The organism is Microcoleus sp. EPA2 (assembly GCA_020882975.1).
Lineage (GTDB): Bacteria > Cyanobacteriota > Cyanobacteriia > Cyanobacteriales > Microcoleaceae > Microcoleus.
The window spans coordinates 1-18,558 of record JAHRFD010000029.1 but is presented as its reverse complement, the minus strand read 5'-3'; the positions used below and the strand labels follow the sequence as shown (position 1 = coordinate 18,558).

The following is an 18,558-nucleotide window of genomic DNA, read 5'->3' as shown; positions in this document are numbered from 1 at the left end:
ATGATTGAATCTGTAAATCTCAATTTTTCTCACCAAAATTTACGAAATCGCTCTTTTAAAGGCTTGGATTTGTCCGGGGCTAATTTCAGTGGTTCCGATATTCGAGGCTGCAATTTCACTGGGGCGATGTTGAGGGGGGCAAATTTTCAGGGTGCCAGAATGGGACAAAGCCGCAGACGGGTGAGAACTTTGATTGCTAGGGCTGGGGTTACTGCGGTGACGGTGACGCTGGCGGGGGCTTTGATGGGATTGATTCGGGGTGCGGATGCGGGGGCGGTGGCGGTGGCGGCGGTGGCTGCGACTGCGATTGCTGCGACTAGGGCTGAGGCTGGTATTGTGGCTGGGGCTGTGGCTGGGGCTGCTGCTGCGATCGGCGCTAGTGGTATTGTAACTTTTTTTGGGGGGGATGCGATTAGGGGAATTGTGTTAGTTTTGGTTTCTGGAGTGATGCTTGGCTTAACTGCGATCGGTTTTTTTATTGCTGTTGAAGAGATAGAAAAGTTGTCGGTGACTTCGTTTAGAAAGGCGGATGTAACTGATGCTATATTTGATGAGGATGCCATGGTTAATGCTGATTTTTCGGACGCGCGAGGATTGCGGTGGTAAATAAGCTGGTAAGCTCTATCCCACTATATAACAGTTAACATCTCCCATCTAAAATCGGATGACTAAGTTTCCCCACGATCAATTTGCGAAAGAATACTTACAAGAGTTATTGTCGCCTCTTGGAGAAGTAGAAACCAGCAAAGATGTCACTGCTGAAGTTAGAGAAATTGATGTTTGGTTTCAACCGACTTCTGTTGCTGAGGGCGAATATGCCCAAAGTTTGGGTTTGTTAGGTAAAATGGCTGCGACGGCTGCAATAATTGAACCGTTTCGCAATCCTGTGGCTGCTGAGGGAATTTTTAGTTGTGTGGTTAAATTATTAAATAGTAGGGCTGAACTGGGACGGCGAGCTAATCGAGAAGACCAACGTTTTGAGGAAAGACAATTACCGATGTTGTGGATTCTCACTCCTACTGCTTCGGAACTTTTATTAAACAGTTTTGGTTTTCGGACTCCCGAAGCGTCTGAGGGCTGGGGGAAGGGAGTTTATTTTTTATCGCAGGCTTGGAGAGTTGGGTTAATCGCGATTCACCAGCTACCGAGGACTCCAGAGACGATGTGGTTGCGGATGTTGGGTAGGGGTCGGGTGCAGCAGGGGGCGATCGCAGAATTAACTGCATTTCCCGTGAACGATCCGCTGCGAGTGAATGCGCTACAATTATTATACAACTTGCAAGCAAATTTGCAAGCGAATACACCAACTAATCCCGCAGGGGATGATGAAGATCAGGAGTTAGTTATGGCGATCGTACCCCTTTTTCAACAACATTTACAAGAAGCACAACAACAAGGTATCGAACAAGGTATTCAACGAGGAAGGGAAGAAGGAAGGGAAGAAGGAAGGGAAGAAGGAAGGGAAGAAGGAAGGGAAGAAGGACAGCGATTGATTTTGGAGAGTTTCTTGCAGGTGAGATTTGGGGAATTAGACCCCCTAACTCTCACCTTCTTGCGCCCGGTATCGGCTTTGCCTACTGCCGAGTTTACGATGTTGTTAGTGCAATTGTCCATGCTGCCGATCGCCCAAACCGATCGCCAACCAGTCCTGAATTTGCTTGCAGAAAGTATTTTGAACAACCGCTTCAGCGAATCAGGACAATTAGAAGCGCGCCCGGTTACTCTCATCCCCAATTTGCTGAGCTTATCCCCAGAAAACTTATCATTACTGCTGTCAGAATGGCCTCAATTATCGCTGAAAAATCTGATAGATAGATTGACAGAACGATCGAGTTAAAAACTAATAACGTGGCGAGAACCTCGGCTTCTTAAACAAGTCCGGGTTCTGGGTGTATAATGAGAGACTGTGGTAATTTGTTATTTGCTGATGAAGTTGCGATCGTTCTTCTATTTTCTAATTGCCGGTGTGTTGGCGCTGTTAGCCCTGAGTGCAGGCGGTTTTTACTGGTTGACAACTCACACTCCCCTTAATTTACTCAAGGGCGGGCCGACAACTACTCCGGCGGCTGCTGTGTTTGTCTCGAAACAAGCGCCTTTGTTAGCGTCAATGCTGGTAAATCCCGATCGCCTGGAATCCCTGCGACAAGTTTTTGCTACTCCCGCAGAAAGAAGCAGATCGCACGCTGAATTTGAACAAATCAAAAACACCCTCCTCGCCAATACAAACCTCAATTACAGTAGAGATATCCAACCTTGGATAGGTGACGAAATCACCTTCGCGATCGCTACACGAGACATCGATCGCGACAGCAAAAATGGCAAACAAACTGGATTTTTGGTAGCCCTTTCCTCCCAAAATCCCGATCGCAGCCAGCAGTTTCTCGATTCCTACTGGAAAAAACAAGGTCAGTTTGAACAATATAAAGGTGTTAAACTCAGTTATAAACAATTACCCACAGTCCCCAAAAAAACTGAGCCGATCTCACCTTTGAGTCGCTTTGCTTTGCCAAGTTCCAGTTTACCCTCAAGCTTTGCTACTGCTTTAGTTAGTAGCAGTTTAGATGGCACAAATTACCACAATTTTGTTTTATTGGCTAATCATCCGCAGGTGCTTAAAGATGCCATCGATAACGTAGAAGTGGCAAACCTCAATCTTCACAATAAGCCCGAATATCAAAAAGCTTTGCAGCAGCTAAAACAAGGCAGAATAGCTTTAGCATTTTTCAATCTACCGCCGTCGGAAACCCAGGAAAAACCTGATTTTTCTCTGGCTTCCCTAGGAGTGACTGTGGGAGTAAATAGACGGGGATTAGTGGCCGAAACTGCTTTAGTGACCGATCGCCAAAACAACGCAATTCCCACACTCTCGGAACCTGTACCAGCCTTACAATACATTCCCTCCACCAGCCCTTTGGCAGTTGCTAGCACCAGTTTAAACAATTTTTGGACTGAATTTTCATCGGCTATTTCTGGCAATGCAGAAGTGTCAAAATTAGTCGATCGCACCCTCAGAAATATTCAGACAGCTTGGGGCATTAACTTACCCCAAGATATATTCAACTGGGTAACAGGAGAATACGCTTTAGCAGTGCTTCCAGGTGCATCAAACAGCAGCGATTGGATTTTTGTGGCTGAAACATCTGCTGATTCCCAACAGGCGATCGCCCGCTTGGACGAAATTGCCCGCAGCAAAGAATACAGCATAGGCAATTTCACTCTCAGAAACCAAAAAATTACCGCTTGGACGCAGTTGACAACTAGCCCGAATTATGGTATGGGAAAAAAGATGAAAAGTGCGATCGAAACCGAGGCAAAAGGAGTCCGAGCGACAGTTGGTAAATACGAAATTTTCACAACATCAGTAGAAGCAATGGACCAAGCTCTGAAAGCTGCTGAAACAGGTTCTTTGGTGGCAAATCAAGACTTTCAAACGAGTATCGAACCCTTACCGCCATCTAATGACGGCTATTTTTATTTAGATTGGCCTTCAAGCAGAGGAATTTGGGAAAAACAAATTCCGCTGTTGAGGTTAATTGAACTTTCCGCAAGACCATTGTTCGACCATTTGCGATCGCTCACAATTACTAGCACCGGAGAAACAGCAGGCATTCGCAAAGCCACCATATTTATGCGATTGTATTAGTAATTAGTAATTGGGAATTGGGAATTGGGAATTGGGAATTGGTAATTGGTAATTGGGAGCGGGATGCTCCCAACAACTAACAACCAATAACTAAGGACTAACCACTACGGACTCATCCACCTTTTTTGGCTTACCAAAATAAGCTTGAAACACATCTTTGGCGATCGGGGCCGCCGCTATAGAACCAAAACCACCATTTTCCACAACCACGGCGATCGCAATTTCTGGTTTCTCCGCAGGTCCATAGGCCACATACAATGAGTGATCCTTCTGTCCGATCACCTCCGAAGTCCCGGTTTTGCCAGCAGTCAGCGGAATGGAACCGTCATTGAGTGCCCGTCCCGTACCCTCCGTCACCACCGCCACCAGTCCTTCCTTAATCACCTCAATCGTCCCCGGTTTAATCCCCGTAGGCACCGGTTTGGTTTCAGGTGTGCCAGTCATCGAAGCCAAAAGATGGGGCTTGACACGACTACCACCATTGGCGATCGAACTCATCATCACCGCCGCTTCCAAAGGAGTCACCAACACCAAACCCTGGCCGATAGACATCGTTACCGTATCTCCCGCATACCAAGGTTCCTTATAAATATTCTCCTTCTCCTCCGGCGTCGGCATTTGACCATGAGCTCCGCCACCAAGGCCCAAAAGCTTCAAATCCGTATCCTTGCCAATTCCCAAGCGGTGTCCCCACTTAGCAATTGCTTCGGGCCCAGCACTCATGCCGATTTGATAAAAAAACGTATTGCTGCTAAAAGCCAAAGCGTCCCGAAAGCCGATATCGCCGTAACCACCACTGTGTTCGTTAAAATCAATTCCCCCCACAGTAATGTAAGACGAAGTACCAATAATAGAGTCCGGTGAAAACTTACCCGATTCCATACCAGCGACGGAAGTCACAATTTTAAAAGTGCTGCCGGGGGGATAGCCTTGCATGCCTCGATTCAAAAAGGGATTTTCCAAATCTTGCAGATTTTGCCACTCTTCCTTGGTGATTTTTCGCGTAAACAGATTGGGGTCAAAAGTAGGGTGGCTGGCTAACACTAATACTGCACCAGTTTTGACATCCAGGGCTACTACTGCCCCCCTTCGGTTCCCCAGGGCTTCTTCAGCCGCTTTTTGCATCTTGAAATCTATAGTTAGCTGCACTGTTTCACCTGGTTTCGGAGGTGTCTCTCCGATCAGGCGCAGTTCTTGATTTTGGGCATTCGTCTCGATCAGTCGATAGCCCCAAACTCCCGCAATCTTACTGTTAGAACTCGCTTCTATGCCCATTTGACCCACAATCATTCCCATCGGATATTCTGGATGAGCTTTCAAGTCTGCTTCGGTAGCTTCGCCAATATATCCGAGAACGTGAGCAGCTAAACTGCCTTCTGGATAGTAGCGTCTGGCTTCGGGGCGCACTTCCACTCCTCTCATTTGTCCCACCTGTTCTGCTAGTGGCACAAATATCTCTGGTGGCATTGCTTGTCTCAGTCGTACCGGTCTGTAGGATGAAGGATCGACCTGTTTTAATTTTTCGAGAATTTCCTGGGCGGGAATTTTCAGCAGCGGACTTAATTTGTCTGCTGTTACTTTCCACTGTTCGGGGGTTTGTTCTTTCGGCCACAAATAGATCGATCGAGCTAAATTGTTCCCAGCTAGCAGTTTACCTTGGCGATCGACTATATGTCCGCGATTGGCTGGTTTTGGCACTTCCCGAACTCGATTGTTTTCGGCTCGTTCCCGGTTTTGTTTCCCTTCCACCAGTTGCAATTGCACCAGCCTACCGACGTGCAGACTCAGCAAACCCGTTGCAATCAACATCAACACGATCGCCCGCTGTATCGGACGGGACTGTTTCCTAGGAGTTTCCCCCAGGGTTAGGTCAGAAGCGCGAAATCCAGATATGGAAGAAATTTGTCGTTGCATCATTCTATAGGTAGATGTCACATCCTAGATATTAGATAACTAATTATTAACTATGAAAGATCCTGCCGAGCCTAGGTAATAATACCAAAACTTGTCTTCATCAGGAGTTCAGCACTCAAAATGAGCCCAAAAGTATCCAAAGCAGGATATTTGGTGCACTGTTAACTGTTGAACGATCACATATTTGGTGATTCGGTTTGCACCATCGGCAGCTATCTTCCCCCATCCGGTAAAATAAAATGGCGTGTTTAACCAAAATTGGTAACTCCGAAAGTGCTAAAGACTCTTAGAGCTGACTTCAGTATTATTTTCGATCGAGACCCTGCTGCTCGCAACTGGCTGGAAGTTTTGTTTTGCTACCCTGGTCTTCAGGCCCTGGTATTCCACCGCATCGCAAACTGGCTGTACTTGGTGGGAATTCCTTTCATCCCCCGCTTGATGTCCCACATCGCTCGCTTTTTTACAGGAATTGAAATTCACCCTGGGGCAACCATCGGTAAAAGCGTTTTCATTGACCACGGTATGGGAGTTGTCATCGGCGAAACCGCGATAGTCGGCGATTTTGCCCTGATTTACCAAGGAGTTACCCTCGGTGGTACTGGCAAAGAAAGTGGCAAGCGTCACCCTACTGTCGGCGAAAACGTCGTTATCGGTGCTGGTGCTAAGGTACTGGGCAATCTTCAAATTGGCAATAATGTCCGCATCGGCGCAGGTTCCGTCGTGCTCCGGGACGTACCATCTGATTGTACAGTGGTAGGGATTCCCGGCCGCATAGTTTATCGATCGGGAGTACGAGTAAATCCCCTAGAACACGGTAGTTTACCAGATTCCGAAGCTGTGGTGATTCGCTCTTTAGTCGATCGCATCGAATCCCTAGAACAGCAACTTAAAAGTTTGCAAACTCAACAGCCTGTTTCCTTCACCTCCGAACCAAATTCTCACAATTTCAATTCAACATTCCCAACTTTACATCAAACGACTAATTTAGCCCTAGCCGAAACAACTAAATTAGCTGTTGCTAGCACTTGTCAGTTAAAAGATAAAGCAATTCAAGAATTTTTCGACGGCAGTGGCATCTAACCCTTGGGAATTGGGAATTGGGAATTGGGAATTGGGAATTGGGAATTGGGCAACCCCCCCCAAGGGGGGAAGAGAATTAGGCATTGGAAGCAACAAATAACCAATAACCAATCACCAATCACCAATTCGTTCAAGGATTCACCTCACGCACAGACCAATTTCCCTCCCCATCCCGCCCATAAAGCAACCTATTCTGGGGGGCACCTCGCAACTCCAACAAATCCACAGTTTCCGGTTCCAACAACAGCAAACAAAAATTAGACAGAGGCTCGATCGCATCTGGGGCAGTAGGTTCAAAAGCGCTGGAAACACCCCTATTTTCCCCTGGATGTGGCCAAGCAAATTGCACCCGCGCCGCCTCAGAAATTTCCTGCCAAGCCCTTCTACGCGACGCACAAAGTGCAGAATCTGGATGTTCTGCACTTACCAACACCAGTTGTCCAGCAATCCGAAATTGTTCGCGAGTTTGGGGAAAATACCAACAAATCTCCCCCCAAGGATAGAAATTAATTTCTTCTACCTTTTGACTCCGAAGATCTGTAATAAACTGTAATTGGTTGGTATCTTCCAAAAACCCTCGAAACACAACCGTGCGGTTGGCCGGACGCCCGTCAACCCGGACTGTTGCTAGTTGTAAGTATCGGGAAACAGGAAGACTCCGATTGCGATGGAGAGTACCAGCAAGATGCGATCGCCAAGGTGCTAAAGTCATAACAAAAGGAAGAAGAAAGAAGCAAGAAGGAAGAAGGAAGAAGTCACCCCCCAAGGGGGGAAATTCAGGAACAAGGAATCAAGCCCTTGAGCAAAGGTGAGTCGATAAGAATAAAAAATAAAAAGACAGTTTTTGTAAATTTACCCTCCTCCTATTCATAATTTTATGTCAAATGCACTCTCAAAATACAAAAGTATTCAAACTCCCCACAGCGGCTATCACTGGGACGGCAGTTACCGTCGCTTTTTTGAAGGTTGGTACTATCGCATCACCTTACCAATCCACCAACAATCCTTTGCATTCATGTACTCCATCGAAGACCCCAGAGGCGGTCAACCTTACAGCGGCGGTGTCGCTCAAATTCTCGGCCCCCAAGACCAATATTTGTGTCGCACTTTCCCCGATGTAAACAAATTTTGGGCAGATAGAAACAAACTGGGATTAGGACATTGGGGCAAAACAGATTTACAAATCAAACCAGAATATTTAGCACCACAAGCATTTGATAACCACATCGAAGAAGGCTATCAAGCTACAGCTACCTTGCACCAAGGCTATTTACACGACCCCGGAAGTGGCAAACACTGTTATTGGCAATATGAAATTCAACCAATTTACGGCTGGGGAAACTCCGATTCCATCCAGAAATCTACCGCAGGAATGCTATCTTTTCTGCCCATATTTGAACCCGGTTGGCAAATTTTAATGTCCCACGGTTTAGCCACAGGCTGGATCGATTGGAACGACCAACGCTATGAGTTTAAAGAAGTTCCAGCTTACAGCGAAAAAAATTGGGGCGGTGCTTTCCCTCAAAAATGGTTTTGGATTAATTGCAATTGTTTTCAAGGCGAATCAGATTTAGCTTTAACTGCCGGTGGTGGCAAACGAGGCGTTTTGTGGTGGATGGAATCGGTGGCAATGATTGGTATCCATTATCGAGGAAAATTCTATGAATTTGCACCTTGGAATTCTCAAGTTAGTTGGCATATCGAACCTTGGGGATACTGGAAAATGCAGGCAAAAAATAGTCAATTTGAAGTTGAGTTAGTTGGCACTACTAATACTCCTGGTACCTATGTCAGAACTCCCACCGCCAAGGGGATGGCTTTTTGTTGCCGGGATACGACACACGGTGAATTGCGGCTACAACTGCGAGAATTTTTGGGGGGAAATATTGACAAAAGTGGCAAACAGCCTTCTAGAATTATTTTAGAGGCTGAAAGTTCTTTGTGTGGTTTGGAAGTTGGGGGCGGGCCTTGGGATGAAGTTTGGCAATTTTAGATTTGAGATTGCAGAATTTATCGTCTTTTCTCCCAGTGCGCGCAGGCGCACTTCGTTTGTATAGTAGCGACTTACAGTCGCCATAATTTAGCTGTTACGTGATAATTAAATCTGATGCTCAAATCATTTCGATCGCAATTAGTACAATTCTGCTACCGCAGCCGGCGGTTCCCACAAACCTTAAAGCTAATTTTAGGGTTAATTCTCTGTTTGGGCACTGTATTAACTCCTGCCACAATTGCCAATGCAGGAGATTTATCACGCCAACCCATCACTGAAATTACTGTTAGTTTGGGTAGCGAAACTGGGGAACTCAAATTTTCCCCCAATCAGCTAGAATTTGCCTCGGGAAAACGTTATAAATTAGTGCTGACCAACCCCAGTCCGCAAAAACATTATTTTACTGCTAAAGACTTTGCGGATGCGATTTGGACACAAAAAGTAGAAGCTGGGAAAGTGGAAATTAAAGGAGCTATTCACGAGTTGGAACTTAAACCCGGAGCTATGGCAGAATGGGTATTCATCCCCATGAAGTCTGGAAGTTATAACCTGCGATGTACGGTAGCCGGACATACAGAGGCGGGAATGATTGGCAAAATTGCGATCGCCCCTTGAAATCCCATATCCCAGTTAATATTAACATCCACTTAAGCCGACTCTAACGGTGCCATCGTCAGTCCAGCGCGGCTCAACTGCATATGATAAAGTTCTGCTTGCTCTTGTGGTCCAACCCAAACCGTAGCTTGGCCTTCGTGATGGATTTGATTAGCAAGTTCCCAGGCTCTATCGCTTGTCATCCCTGGAATATATTTGGTCAAACATTCAACAACGTGCTGGAATGTATTGAAATCATCGTTGAGAACAATTACCCGATAATTTGGATAAGGCTTGCGGGTAACTTGACTCGATCGAACTGGAGCTATGGTCGGTGAAGAAGTCATCGCGCGAACAGCCACTGAAACTACAAACAGCATAAAAAATTTACCCTTACTATTCTAACACGATCTCAGCCGATTTAAAATTTAAAATTTGAGATTGGACAATTACTCCTACGGCTCAATCTGCGTGGCTGTGAAGTTGACAAAAAGGCAGTCACTTTTTACAGAGTGACTGCCTCTAGGACTATTTTAGACTTTTGCCAACAGCGCGATCGCCGAGGGCAAAACCTGTACTAAGCCGCAGCCAAATTGGCTGCTGCAAAATCCCAATTAGCCAAGTTATCCAAGAAATTAGCAATGTAGTCAGGACGGCGGTTTTGGAAGTCCAAATAGTAAGCGTGTTCCCACACATCCAAAGTCAACAACGGGATTTGACCATGGGCCAAAGGAGTATCGGCGTTGGCGGTTTTGGTAACTTTCAAAGTGCCATTGTCTAAAACCAGCCAAGCCCAGCCACTACCGAACTGAGTTGTCGCAGCAGTCTTGAATTCTTCTTTGAATTTGTCGAAGCTGCCGAAGTCAGCGGTGATTTTGTCAGCTAAAGCTCCTGTCGGAGTGCCACCACCACCTGGTTTCAGAGAATTCCAGAAAAAATTGTGGTTCCAAACTTGACCTGCATTGTTAAAAATGCCTGCTTTGGACGAGTCTTTGGCAGATTCCTTGACAATCTCTTCGAGAGATTTGCTGGCAAGTTCAGTGCCTTCAATCAGTTTGTTGAGGTTGGTCACGTAAGCAGCGTGGTGCTTGTCGTGATGGAACGAAAAGGTATTGGCCGACATATGGCCTGACTCTAGAGCGTCAGCGGCGAAGGGTAATGGTGCAAGTTCAAATGCCATTGTGTTCAATCCTCTCTGGATTACTTTTAGTTTTTGGGTTGACTCTCAGGCTTTTGTGTGATTAGAGCCTTTAGTCCCTAGCCTGAGTCGATCGAGCTATTTGACACTCCCCTGCCTAAAGGCGAGGGGATTCTTAATTCAGCGACTGACCTTTAAGTGTTACGTCCTTTCGGCAATACTCAAACCTTTTAACCGTGGGAATTCCACCAATTAACGAGCCTGATTCGCAGCCACCCCAGAGGGTCTATCTCCAAAAGCTTACTAGGATACTGACCTAGAGTTTGGGTGTGCCCCACCCTACTTAACAAGACTAGAATAGTTTGTTTTTCTGGTTTTGAGACTGTGTTAAGCCTCTAGCTGTTTAAAGAGTTTTCGCCGCTCTTTGCCCCCCCCGTTTATGCCTAAAAGTGTGTCTCATGTCCCGTTTCACGATGGCAAAGGAGTTTAACCTCGACTATTGCAGTATACTACGATTACTGGAATTGGCAGAAGTTTTAGGAATAAATTAAAGCCGTCCTAAAAGGACGGGGTTTTCGACCCGACTCCTTTGATAACAATTACAGCATTTAAGCATTTTCAGTTCTGGCTTTTACCTGTAAAAACTTTCAAACGCCAGCCTTTAATACCATAAAGCTTGGCAGAATGTCAACCCACCTGCGATGTACCTAAAAGTTTGTGTAAATTTTTAATGTGACGCAAGTTTTATCATGGTTATAAATAAATTAAACCATTGTCTTGTCAAATATTAGCTCTATTTAACTTAAGCTGTAAACAAGTCAAACAAGTCGCAGGAGCCGCCAATGCAAAAGCCTTTAAACAACTCCACGAGCCATGGCTCACCATGGTTAAATCTGAAACTAATTGTTAGCGCTCTGGAAACAGTCCAAGACTTAATTGTAATTTCCTTATGTATCGGTTTGTTCTGTTTCATGGTGCTGGAACTTCGAGAAATGTTTTTCTCGCTGTTGCCTCCGTTGAATTTCAAGCAAGTCACCGCTGATATTCTATTTCTATTAGTTTTAGTTGAACTATTTCGATTATTAATTATTTACTTGCAAGAGCAGCGAGTTTCAATTGGTGTTGCTGTGGAAGTTTGTATTGTATCAGTTTTGCGAGAAGTAATCGTGCGGGGAGTGCTGGAGACTCCCTGGGTTCAGATATTATCTACAGGTGGATTTTTGCTAGTTTTAGGAATGTTGTTGGTAATCCGAGTCTGGTTGCCCCCCACCTTTGAGGGAATTGACCCAGAACGCCGGATGTCTAAGGTAAATAGAAATCTTTACGACCAGGACTAAAATCCTGAGTATGCACCTATTTGTCATGGAGGCGATCGCTTTGCTAGTCAGGAATTGAGTCTCGCTCGAATGCTCAATTTCTGACTAGCCACCCATTAAATTGGTATGATTCCAGGTAATGCAATATTATCTCTAAGCTTGCAACTCACCCAACTTTGCCAGGACTTCTTGAGAGTGAATTGCCGGGTTAATCTTCACAAAAGTTTCCCGCAAAATGCCCTGGGGATCGATAATAAAACTGTGCCGTGCCGAGATAAAACTCATCCAAGAACCGTAAGCTTTACTCACTTTTCCGTCCGTATCAGCTAACAGCGGAAATTTCAAACCTTCCGAATCACAAAATTCAGCGTGGGAATTGACATCATCAGCGCTAATACCGATAATGCGAGCATTCTTTGCCAAGTATTTGGGCAAGTCTTGCTGGAATCGGCGCGCTTCGATCGTACAACCGGATGTAAAATCTTTGGGATAGAAATAAACTACCAGCCACTTACCGCGATAATCGGAGAGAGACACTTGTCCGCTACCGCTATTAGTCGGTAAAGTAAACTCCGGTGCTGGTTGATTTACCTGGGGAAGCTTGCCACCGAGGGCGGCAGCGGGGGCTGCAAAATTAAAACTTAAAACAACTAGACAAATTGCCACGAAAGTGCTAAAAAAGTAGCGGCGGGAGAGCATAAATTTAGAAGTAGAACTGTACTTAACACAAGTTTACAGTTTTCTGATTAAATAGGTAGGGGCAATTTGTGGATTATCCCTAGATTGTTCCGAAAAGCTAAATATCACTCACTAAAATAGCAATTTACTTATGGCCGCTGCACTCCCGTTATCAGGCAAAGCCACTGTAGTCCAGGTAATTAACGGTCAACCCGTTGCGATCGAAGTTGATGGCACTAATGCCCCAATTACCGCAGGCAATTTTGTAGACTTAGTTGAGCGTGGCATCTACGACGGGGTGATGTTTCACCGAGTTGTGCGCCAACCCACTCCTTTTGTGGTGCAAGGTGGCGATCCGCGCAGCAAAGATACCACAATTCCGGCAAGTCAATTAGGAACGGGTAATTTTATTGACCCGGATACCAATCAGGCCCGTTTTATTCCTTTGGAAATTAAGCCCCAAGGAGCTACCGAACCTGTTTACAACCAAGTTGTTACCCAAACTCCGCAGTTACAGCACACTGTTGGGGCTGTGGCCATGGCTCGTGCTACTGCTTTGAATACGGCTTCTTCGCAATTCTATTTTGCTTTGGATGATTTGGCATTTTTAGATGGTAATTATGCGGTTTTTGGCTATGTTACTCAAGGTTTTAATACGGTAAATGCGGTGCAGCAGGGCGATCGCATTTCCAGCGCCAAAGTTGTTCAAGGAATCGTCCCCAGTCGGGTTTCTAGTATCATTAGCGATGTTACTTTACTGAACAATTTCGTTAATACTACTAATCTGGTCAATCTGCCTTTGCGATCGCTCAAATTGGCTAACACCCCCAATAACTATCAAGTCACTTCCCAAGATTTTCAGCAAAATCCTAGCGGTGTAGTAGGAGGTAATGCCAGCGATCGCCTTGTAGGTTCACCAACCAATGATGCAATTAATGGTAGCCAAGGCAATGATACCATCACTGGTGAAGTTGGGGACGACTTTTTGCGAGGTGGCAAAGGTAATGACTCAATTAGCGGTGGTGTTGGTAACGATATTTTGATGGGAAATCTGGGTGACGATAATCTCAATGGAGATGCTGGTAACGACTTTTTGCGAGGTGGGAAAGGTAACGATGTTTTAATTGGTGGTGATGGCAACGATATTTTAATTGGAGATGCTGATGCTGATACCCTGACTGGTGGTGCAGGTGCTGATAGTTTTGTTCTAATTACTGGTAACAATATACCTGTGGATAATACGAGCGATCTAATTCTTGATTTTGTACCAGGAGAAGATCGCATTGGGATTACCAGCAGTTTATCCAGCGTTGCATTTACTGCCTCTGGAAGCAACACTCTGATTCAATTGGGAGGGGCAACTTTGGCAACAGTTCAAAATGCCACCCCTACCGCAGTTCAAAACGCGGCGTTTGCTATTAACTTTGCTACTATTTCTCGTCCCAATGACTTGCCAGTCGGTGATGCAGCTTTTAGAATTGGCTAAGTTGGCGATCGCTCTGAGAACCCCGGCTTTTTTTAAGAAGTCGGGGATGTAGGTAAATCTAGTACCATAATTCTGTGATTTTAGCAACAGCTTCGTGATAATCTTCTATTTTATCCTGAGCCTTAAACAGCTCTGCTGATTTCTGAAAATCCTCAAATCCTCCGGGAATATCTTTCAAATTATATTTAGCTATTCCTCGGTTAAAATAAGCTTTACCAAAATCAGGTGTGATGCGAATTGCTGAATCAAAATCTGCCATTGCCGCGACATAATCATCTATTTTTAAGTAGATAGTGCCACGTCGGAAGTAACTTTTGCTTGCATAGGGATTAAGTAGCACAGCTAAACTATAATCGGCGATAGCTGCCGGATAATCTTCTAAGCGACTTAGGATAAATCCCCGATTGTTGTAATACTTATCTCGTTCGGGATTAATATCAATGGCTGTGGTTAAATCTTCTAAAGCTAATAGTTTATAACCTAATTTGTAACGGGTTATGCCTCGGTCATTATAAGCGGGAGCGAAGTCAGGATTTATTTCAATAGCGCAGCTAAAATTTTTTACCGCACCGTGCAAGTCGCCGTCTTCTAAATTTTTCAAACCATGAAGGTAAAATTTTTTAGTCTTAGCATTTAAGATTTCTGACTTTCGCGAATCAGAAGTACAGTCAGACAATAATTTGTCCGCCAGATTAGTTAATCCTAAAAAATCCATCGAATTTACAATACTTGTGACAATTAATCTGCTGGGAAGGATGGCGATAGTGGGCATAGGAAAGCGAGGATTTAACTGTACTCTTTTATTTTCTACCATTTTTTAGCTTTAAGCAGTGATGTTAATACTGTCAGGATAGTGATTATATTGATGAGATGCGGTGATGGTTGGGTATTGACTTGTGTGAGGAGATTTGGCCTTAGTGAGTGAGGCAGATCACAACTCAGGGTAATTTCCCCCAGAAACTATCTAGTCTAGCCTTTGCAGGTAATTGGTCCGATCGGGTACTGAAATCTATCTACACACCTCAACCAACAGAATACCCAGATATCCTAGTGCTTACAGAAGTCGGGCACATAACAGCAGAATTACTTTTCAGTAAAATTTCTGATGAAAGTGGCCGATAATTTGCTATGATTTAGTTATTCATTAAGAATCTCTTGCTCAACTTAGTGTCAATGAAAATAGTTCTGAAGTTAAAAAAAATCGTGGTGACAATAGGAGCGATCGCCCTATTCACTCTTTGTTTAACTCCTCCAGCGATGGCAGCTAATGCTCAGGATATTAGTCAAATAAAAAAAGATAATTGGTGCGTCAGCTTTTTGTGGAAGCAGTGCGATTTAAGCGGTGCTGATTTAAGCGGTGCTAATCTCCAAGACGCTAACCTCAGCGGTGCTAATTTAAGCGGAGCAAATTTGTCCGGCGCTAACTTGAAAAATGCCGACCTTTCTGATGCCGATCTCAGTGGTGCCAACTTAACAGATTGTGATATTTTTGGCACAGACCTCAGTAAAGCTAACTTGACCGCAGCTAATTTCAATCATAGTCGATTGTGGGATGCAAATTTGACTTTAGCAAATTTGAGTATGGCTAATTTGAAAAAGGCTAATGTTTTAGATTCTCGACTCTGGGGGACAAATCTCACCAAAGCTAATTTAACTGATGCTACGTTACATGGCGCTGATTTACAATATGCCAATTTGGCTGATAGTAATTTAACGGGTGCGGACTTGCAAAGCTTCTTTTTCAGAGGTTATAAACAACTAACAAACCTCAGTAATGCTAATTTAGAAGGTGCGGTTTTAACGAGAGCTAATCTCGAAGGTGTCTTACTGTCGGGGGCGGTGATGCCTGACGGTTCTATAAATGACGAAGTGGCGATTAATTTCAAGTCTAGCTCCTTTGATTAATGTCGATAATAACCAAGCTACCAGTGCCACTTTTTTGGGGTGTAGTCTACTTTTTTTCTGTTAGCTAGTCAATCAATTTAACTAAAATTTATATTTTTTAACCGAAGTACACCCTATCTGTTACAATTTTAAATAGAGTCAGAACAGCACCAAACACTCGTAATGGAAACCCTGCAAAACAAAATTTACGAACTAGCACAATTTGCTAATACTTTAGTCAACTCTCAACTTACACACCTCAGTTTCGTTAGCGTCGGAGTCATCTTTTTGGCTGGGTTGCTAACTAGCTTAACTCCCTGTATGCTTTCCATGTTGCCGATTACTATCGGCTATATCGGCGGCTACGAAGCTAAAAGTCGTCTCCAAGCTGCTACTCAGTCGGCTTGGTTTTCCCTAGGATTGGCGACAACTCTTGCTGGTTTGGGTATTTTAGCTTCCTTTGCTGGCCAGGTTTATGGCAAAATAGGCATAGGTTTGCCGATCGTGGTGAGCATTATTGCTATTTTAATGGGGCTGAATTTACTGGAAGCTTTACCTTTGCAAATGCCCTCTTTTGACGCTGTGGCTTTGGTGCCGAAGAATTTGCCCGCTGGAGTGCGATCGTACTTATTGGGCTTAACTTTTGGTTTGGTGGCTTCTCCTTGCAGCACTCCTGTTTTGGCTACCCTCTTAGCCTGGGTTTCCAAGACTGGAGATACATTTTTAGGTGGTGTTTTATTACTATTTTATGCTGCGGGCTATGTGGCTCCTTTGATTATAGCAGGAACTTTTACTGCGAGTATTAAAAAGTTGTTGGAATTGCGCCGTTGGTCTAGTTGGATTACGCCTGTTAGTGGTATTTTATTGGTAGGATTTGGCGTTTTTTCTCTGCTTTCTCGCTTACTTCCTGCTTGAGTTTTGTAGTCAGGATTTGACCGAGGTTTCAACATATAGTAATCACGGCTGCATGGGTGAAGTTTTTTTACGAACCGCGAAGACGCGAAGAACACGAAGGAAGAAAGGAAAGATTAGGGAATCTAAGTTGATAGAGTTGTCTGAGGAAAATAATATCGCGGTTCTCTATTAAGTGATGTACGTCAGCTACCAATTACCTATTACCTATTACCAATGACATCTAAAGAATTATTTCTATCTAAGTTATCGGACTGGGCGACTGCTCCTCAAAGGTTTTTTAAGCGAGAAGTTTTACCCGTACTGGCTGATTTGCGGTTGGCAATTATTTTGTTGTTGGCGATCGCCTTTTTTAGTATTTCTGGTACGGTGGTCGAGCAAGGTCAATCTGTGGCTTTTTATCAGTCGAATTATCCAGAACATCCGGCTCTTTTTGGATTCCTCACTTGGAAAGTTTTATTAATTGCAGGATTAGATCATGTATACCGCACTTGGTGGTTTTTGTCAATCCTGATTTTGTTCGGAAGCAGCTTGACGGCTTGTACTTTTACTCGACAGTTTCCGGCGCTAAAAGCCGCCCGTCGCTGGAAATTTTATGAAGAACCTAAGCAGTTTGAAAAGTTAGCCCTGAGTGCGGAGTTGGGAACTGGTTCTTTAACTGGTTTAGAAGAACTTTTGCAGCAAAAAAAATATCTGGTGTTTCGCGAAGGAGATAAAGTTTATGCTCGTAAGGGCATAATTGGTAAAATCGGCCCGATTATTGTTCACGCCAGTATGCTGATTATTTTAGCTGGGGCGATTTGGGGTACGATGACTGGTTTTATGGCTCAAGAAATGGTTCCGAGTGGTGAAAATTTTCAGGTGCAGAATATCACGGATACGGGACCTTGGGCGGGGCCGCAAATACCGAAGGATTGGTCGATGCGTGTCAATCGGTTCTGGATCGATTATACTCCTAGTGGTGCGATCGACCAGTTTTATTCTGATTTATCAGTTTTGGACAAAGCAGGTCAAGAGGTCGATCGCCAAACTATTCATGTTAACAAGCCTCTGAGATACCGAGGAGTGACTTTTTATCAAGCAGATTGGTCGATCGCTGCTGTGCGGGTTCGCCTCAACAAAAGCCCGGTTTTGCAACTACCAATGGCTCAGTTAGATACTCAAGGTAAAGGCCGGATTTGGGGTGCTTGGATTCCTACTAAACCTGATTTGAGTGCTGGTGTTTCTCTCTTAGCTAAAGACTTGCAAGGAACTATGTTAGTTTATGGTATGGATGGCAAGTTGTTAACTACTGTTCGCGCTGGTAGTGCTATAGAAGTTAATGGAGTGATGCTGACAATTGATGAAGTTGTTGGTAGCACGGGATTACAAATTAAAGCCGATCCGGGAATTCCGATTGTTTATACTGGCTTTGGGTTGCTGATGTTGAGCGTTCTGATGAGCTATCTGTCTCACTCCCAGATTTGGGCTTTGGAAACAGAGGGAAAACTTTATGTTGGTGGCCGGACTAATCGCGCTCAGGTGACTTTTGAAAGAGAGGTTGTGGAGATTTTGGATAAGTTAGCTGCATCGAAACAACAGGTTGAACCAAGTGCTATCCGCTAATCACTGGACAAAAGTGGACAAGGTAGCCAGTCTAAGCCTTTAACTAGGCTACGTTAGCAGGGTCACGACACCTACGGGTGCTTTCCAGCCTGTAGCTCTGTCGCCGGAGATTAAACATCTTTATTTAGCTAAGGAAGTGTCTCCGGCACGACAAGCCTCGCTAACATTGACGAGGAAAACATAACCTGATTGACACTCCCCGGCCTTGAAGGCGCGGGGATTCTTGGATCAATCAGTCGATTTGCTCGTTGATGCTGCCATCAAAGAGTAGAGATCGGTCTGTCCCCAAGCGTTGATTTCGGTGTGCCCCACCGT

18 protein-coding genes are annotated in these 18,558 nt (G+C 44.6%); 12 read left to right on the top strand and 6 right to left on the bottom strand.

The window, feature by feature from the left end; translation table 11 throughout:
• The 3 genes from AAFP14_RS21435 (at nt 1) to AAFP14_RS21425 (ending at nt 3,643) form a co-directional block, all read left to right on the top strand.
• Nucleotides 1-606, top strand: coding sequence for a pentapeptide repeat-containing protein (locus AAFP14_RS21435; protein ID WP_341734233.1), 606 nt, complete (start codon nt 1-3; stop codon nt 604-606).
• Nucleotides 607-664: 58 nt separating this feature from the next.
• Nucleotides 665-1,837, top strand: a complete 1,173-nt coding sequence (locus AAFP14_RS21430; RefSeq protein ID WP_341734232.1) for a flagellar assembly protein H — start codon at nt 665-667, stop codon at nt 1,835-1,837.
• A 69-nt stretch (nt 1,838-1,906) separates the two neighbouring features.
• A complete protein-coding gene (locus AAFP14_RS21425) occupies nt 1,907-3,643 on the top strand; it encodes a DUF3352 domain-containing protein (protein ID WP_341734231.1) in 1,737 nt (578 codons plus the stop codon).
• A 90-nt stretch (nt 3,644-3,733) separates the two neighbouring features.
• Here the strand turns inward: AAFP14_RS21425 and mrdA are convergent, their stop codons facing one another.
• The gene (mrdA, locus tag AAFP14_RS21420; RefSeq protein ID WP_341734272.1) at nt 3,734-5,557 is read right to left on the bottom strand and encodes a penicillin-binding protein 2; all 1,824 of its coding nucleotides are present in this window, start codon (nt 5,555-5,557) and stop codon (nt 3,734-3,736) included.
• A gap of 273 nt (nt 5,558-5,830) precedes the next feature.
• Here mrdA and cysE point away from each other — a divergent pair, with 273 nt between their 5' ends.
• Complete coding sequence (gene cysE / locus AAFP14_RS21415; protein WP_341734230.1) at nt 5,831-6,637, top strand: serine O-acetyltransferase; 807 nt, start codon at nt 5,831-5,833, stop codon at nt 6,635-6,637.
• 130 nt (nt 6,638-6,767) lie between these two features.
• On the opposite strand, the gene AAFP14_RS21410 is transcribed toward cysE, so the two are convergent.
• On the bottom strand, nt 6,768-7,349 hold the full coding sequence (locus tag AAFP14_RS21410) for an Npun_F5749 family FMN-dependent PPOX-type flavoprotein (RefSeq protein ID WP_341734229.1): 582 nt from the start codon (nt 7,347-7,349) through the stop codon (nt 6,768-6,770).
• Between the two features lie 165 nt (nt 7,350-7,514).
• On the opposite strand from AAFP14_RS21410, the gene AAFP14_RS21405 reads away from it, so the two are divergent.
• Nucleotides 7,515-8,630 (top strand): tocopherol cyclase family protein, encoded by a 1,116-nt coding sequence (locus AAFP14_RS21405; protein ID WP_341734228.1) that lies wholly within the window; start codon nt 7,515-7,517, stop codon nt 8,628-8,630.
• A gap of 114 nt (nt 8,631-8,744) precedes the next feature.
• Entirely contained in the window at nt 8,745-9,245 is a 501-nt protein-coding gene (locus tag AAFP14_RS21400; RefSeq protein ID WP_341734227.1) for a plastocyanin/azurin family copper-binding protein, read from the top strand.
• Nucleotides 9,246-9,277: 32 nt separating this feature from the next.
• Here the strand turns inward: AAFP14_RS21400 and clpS are convergent, their stop codons facing one another.
• Both clpS and sodB read right to left on the bottom strand, forming a co-directional pair.
• The gene (clpS, locus tag AAFP14_RS21395) at nt 9,278-9,571 is read right to left on the bottom strand and encodes an ATP-dependent Clp protease adapter ClpS (protein WP_340521737.1); all 294 of its coding nucleotides are present in this window, start codon (nt 9,569-9,571) and stop codon (nt 9,278-9,280) included.
• Between the two features lie 230 nt (nt 9,572-9,801).
• The gene (sodB, locus tag AAFP14_RS21390) at nt 9,802-10,404 is read right to left on the bottom strand and encodes a superoxide dismutase [Fe] (protein ID WP_341734226.1); all 603 of its coding nucleotides are present in this window, start codon (nt 10,402-10,404) and stop codon (nt 9,802-9,804) included.
• Between the two features lie 800 nt (nt 10,405-11,204).
• Here sodB and AAFP14_RS21385 point away from each other — a divergent pair.
• Complete coding sequence (locus AAFP14_RS21385; protein ID WP_341734225.1) at nt 11,205-11,699, top strand: phosphate-starvation-inducible PsiE family protein; 495 nt, start codon at nt 11,205-11,207, stop codon at nt 11,697-11,699.
• Nucleotides 11,700-11,831: 132 nt separating this feature from the next.
• Here the strand turns inward: AAFP14_RS21385 and AAFP14_RS21380 are convergent, their stop codons facing one another.
• The gene (locus tag AAFP14_RS21380) at nt 11,832-12,377 is read right to left on the bottom strand and encodes a peroxiredoxin (protein ID WP_341734224.1); all 546 of its coding nucleotides are present in this window, start codon (nt 12,375-12,377) and stop codon (nt 11,832-11,834) included.
• A gap of 130 nt (nt 12,378-12,507) precedes the next feature.
• Between AAFP14_RS21380 and AAFP14_RS21375 the strand changes: the two genes are divergently transcribed.
• A complete protein-coding gene (locus AAFP14_RS21375) occupies nt 12,508-13,842 on the top strand; it encodes a peptidylprolyl isomerase (protein ID WP_341734223.1) in 1,335 nt (444 codons plus the stop codon).
• 58 nt (nt 13,843-13,900) lie between these two features.
• On the opposite strand, the gene AAFP14_RS21370 is transcribed toward AAFP14_RS21375, so the two are convergent.
• Complete coding sequence (locus tag AAFP14_RS21370) at nt 13,901-14,656, bottom strand: tetratricopeptide repeat protein (protein ID WP_341734222.1); 756 nt, start codon at nt 14,654-14,656, stop codon at nt 13,901-13,903.
• 107 nt (nt 14,657-14,763) lie between these two features.
• Between AAFP14_RS21370 and AAFP14_RS21365 the strand changes: the two genes are divergently transcribed.
• The 4 genes from AAFP14_RS21365 to AAFP14_RS21350 all read left to right on the top strand — a co-directional run bounded on the left by AAFP14_RS21365 (nt 14,764) and on the right by AAFP14_RS21350 (nt 18,243).
• Nucleotides 14,764-14,964, top strand: a complete 201-nt coding sequence (locus AAFP14_RS21365; protein ID WP_341734221.1) for a hypothetical protein — start codon at nt 14,764-14,766, stop codon at nt 14,962-14,964.
• 51 nt (nt 14,965-15,015) lie between these two features.
• Nucleotides 15,016-15,747 (top strand): pentapeptide repeat-containing protein, encoded by a 732-nt coding sequence (locus AAFP14_RS21360; protein WP_341734220.1) that lies wholly within the window; start codon nt 15,016-15,018, stop codon nt 15,745-15,747.
• A 162-nt stretch (nt 15,748-15,909) separates the two neighbouring features.
• The gene (locus AAFP14_RS21355) at nt 15,910-16,641 is read left to right on the top strand and encodes a cytochrome c biogenesis protein CcdA (protein ID WP_341734219.1); all 732 of its coding nucleotides are present in this window, start codon (nt 15,910-15,912) and stop codon (nt 16,639-16,641) included.
• 213 nt (nt 16,642-16,854) lie between these two features.
• On the top strand, nt 16,855-18,243 hold the full coding sequence (locus AAFP14_RS21350; RefSeq protein ID WP_341734218.1) for a cytochrome c biogenesis protein: 1,389 nt from the start codon (nt 16,855-16,857) through the stop codon (nt 18,241-18,243).
• Nucleotides 18,244-18,558: the final 315 nt, after the last annotated feature.

Excerpts from the sequence above, each read along its gene's own strand:
- sodB (WP_341734226.1), bottom strand. The coding sequence starts at position 10,404 with ATGGCATTTGAACTTGCACCATTACCCTTCGCCGCTGACGCTCTAGAG.
- AAFP14_RS21355 (WP_341734219.1), top strand. The coding sequence starts at position 15,910 with ATGGAAACCCTGCAAAACAAAATTTACGAACTAGCACAATTTGCTAAT.
- AAFP14_RS21360 (WP_341734220.1), top strand. The coding sequence starts at position 15,016 with ATGAAAATAGTTCTGAAGTTAAAAAAAATCGTGGTGACAATAGGAGCG.
- AAFP14_RS21370 (WP_341734222.1), bottom strand. The coding sequence starts at position 14,656 with ATGGTAGAAAATAAAAGAGTACAGTTAAATCCTCGCTTTCCTATGCCC.
- AAFP14_RS21385 (WP_341734225.1), top strand. The coding sequence starts at position 11,205 with ATGCAAAAGCCTTTAAACAACTCCACGAGCCATGGCTCACCATGGTTA.
- AAFP14_RS21375 (WP_341734223.1), top strand. The coding sequence starts at position 12,508 with ATGGCCGCTGCACTCCCGTTATCAGGCAAAGCCACTGTAGTCCAGGTA.
- mrdA (WP_341734272.1), bottom strand. The coding sequence starts at position 5,557 with ATGCAACGACAAATTTCTTCCATATCTGGATTTCGCGCTTCTGACCTA.
- AAFP14_RS21435 (WP_341734233.1), top strand. The coding sequence starts at position 1 with ATGATTGAATCTGTAAATCTCAATTTTTCTCACCAAAATTTACGAAAT.
- AAFP14_RS21380 (WP_341734224.1), bottom strand. The coding sequence starts at position 12,377 with ATGCTCTCCCGCCGCTACTTTTTTAGCACTTTCGTGGCAATTTGTCTA.
- AAFP14_RS21410 (WP_341734229.1), bottom strand. The coding sequence starts at position 7,349 with ATGACTTTAGCACCTTGGCGATCGCATCTTGCTGGTACTCTCCATCGC.
- AAFP14_RS21350 (WP_341734218.1), top strand. The coding sequence starts at position 16,855 with ATGACATCTAAAGAATTATTTCTATCTAAGTTATCGGACTGGGCGACT.
- clpS (WP_340521737.1), bottom strand. The coding sequence starts at position 9,571 with ATGACTTCTTCACCGACCATAGCTCCAGTTCGATCGAGTCAAGTTACC.
- AAFP14_RS21430 (WP_341734232.1), top strand. The coding sequence starts at position 665 with ATGACTAAGTTTCCCCACGATCAATTTGCGAAAGAATACTTACAAGAG.
- AAFP14_RS21405 (WP_341734228.1), top strand. The coding sequence starts at position 7,515 with ATGTCAAATGCACTCTCAAAATACAAAAGTATTCAAACTCCCCACAGC.
- AAFP14_RS21400 (WP_341734227.1), top strand. The coding sequence starts at position 8,745 with ATGCTCAAATCATTTCGATCGCAATTAGTACAATTCTGCTACCGCAGC.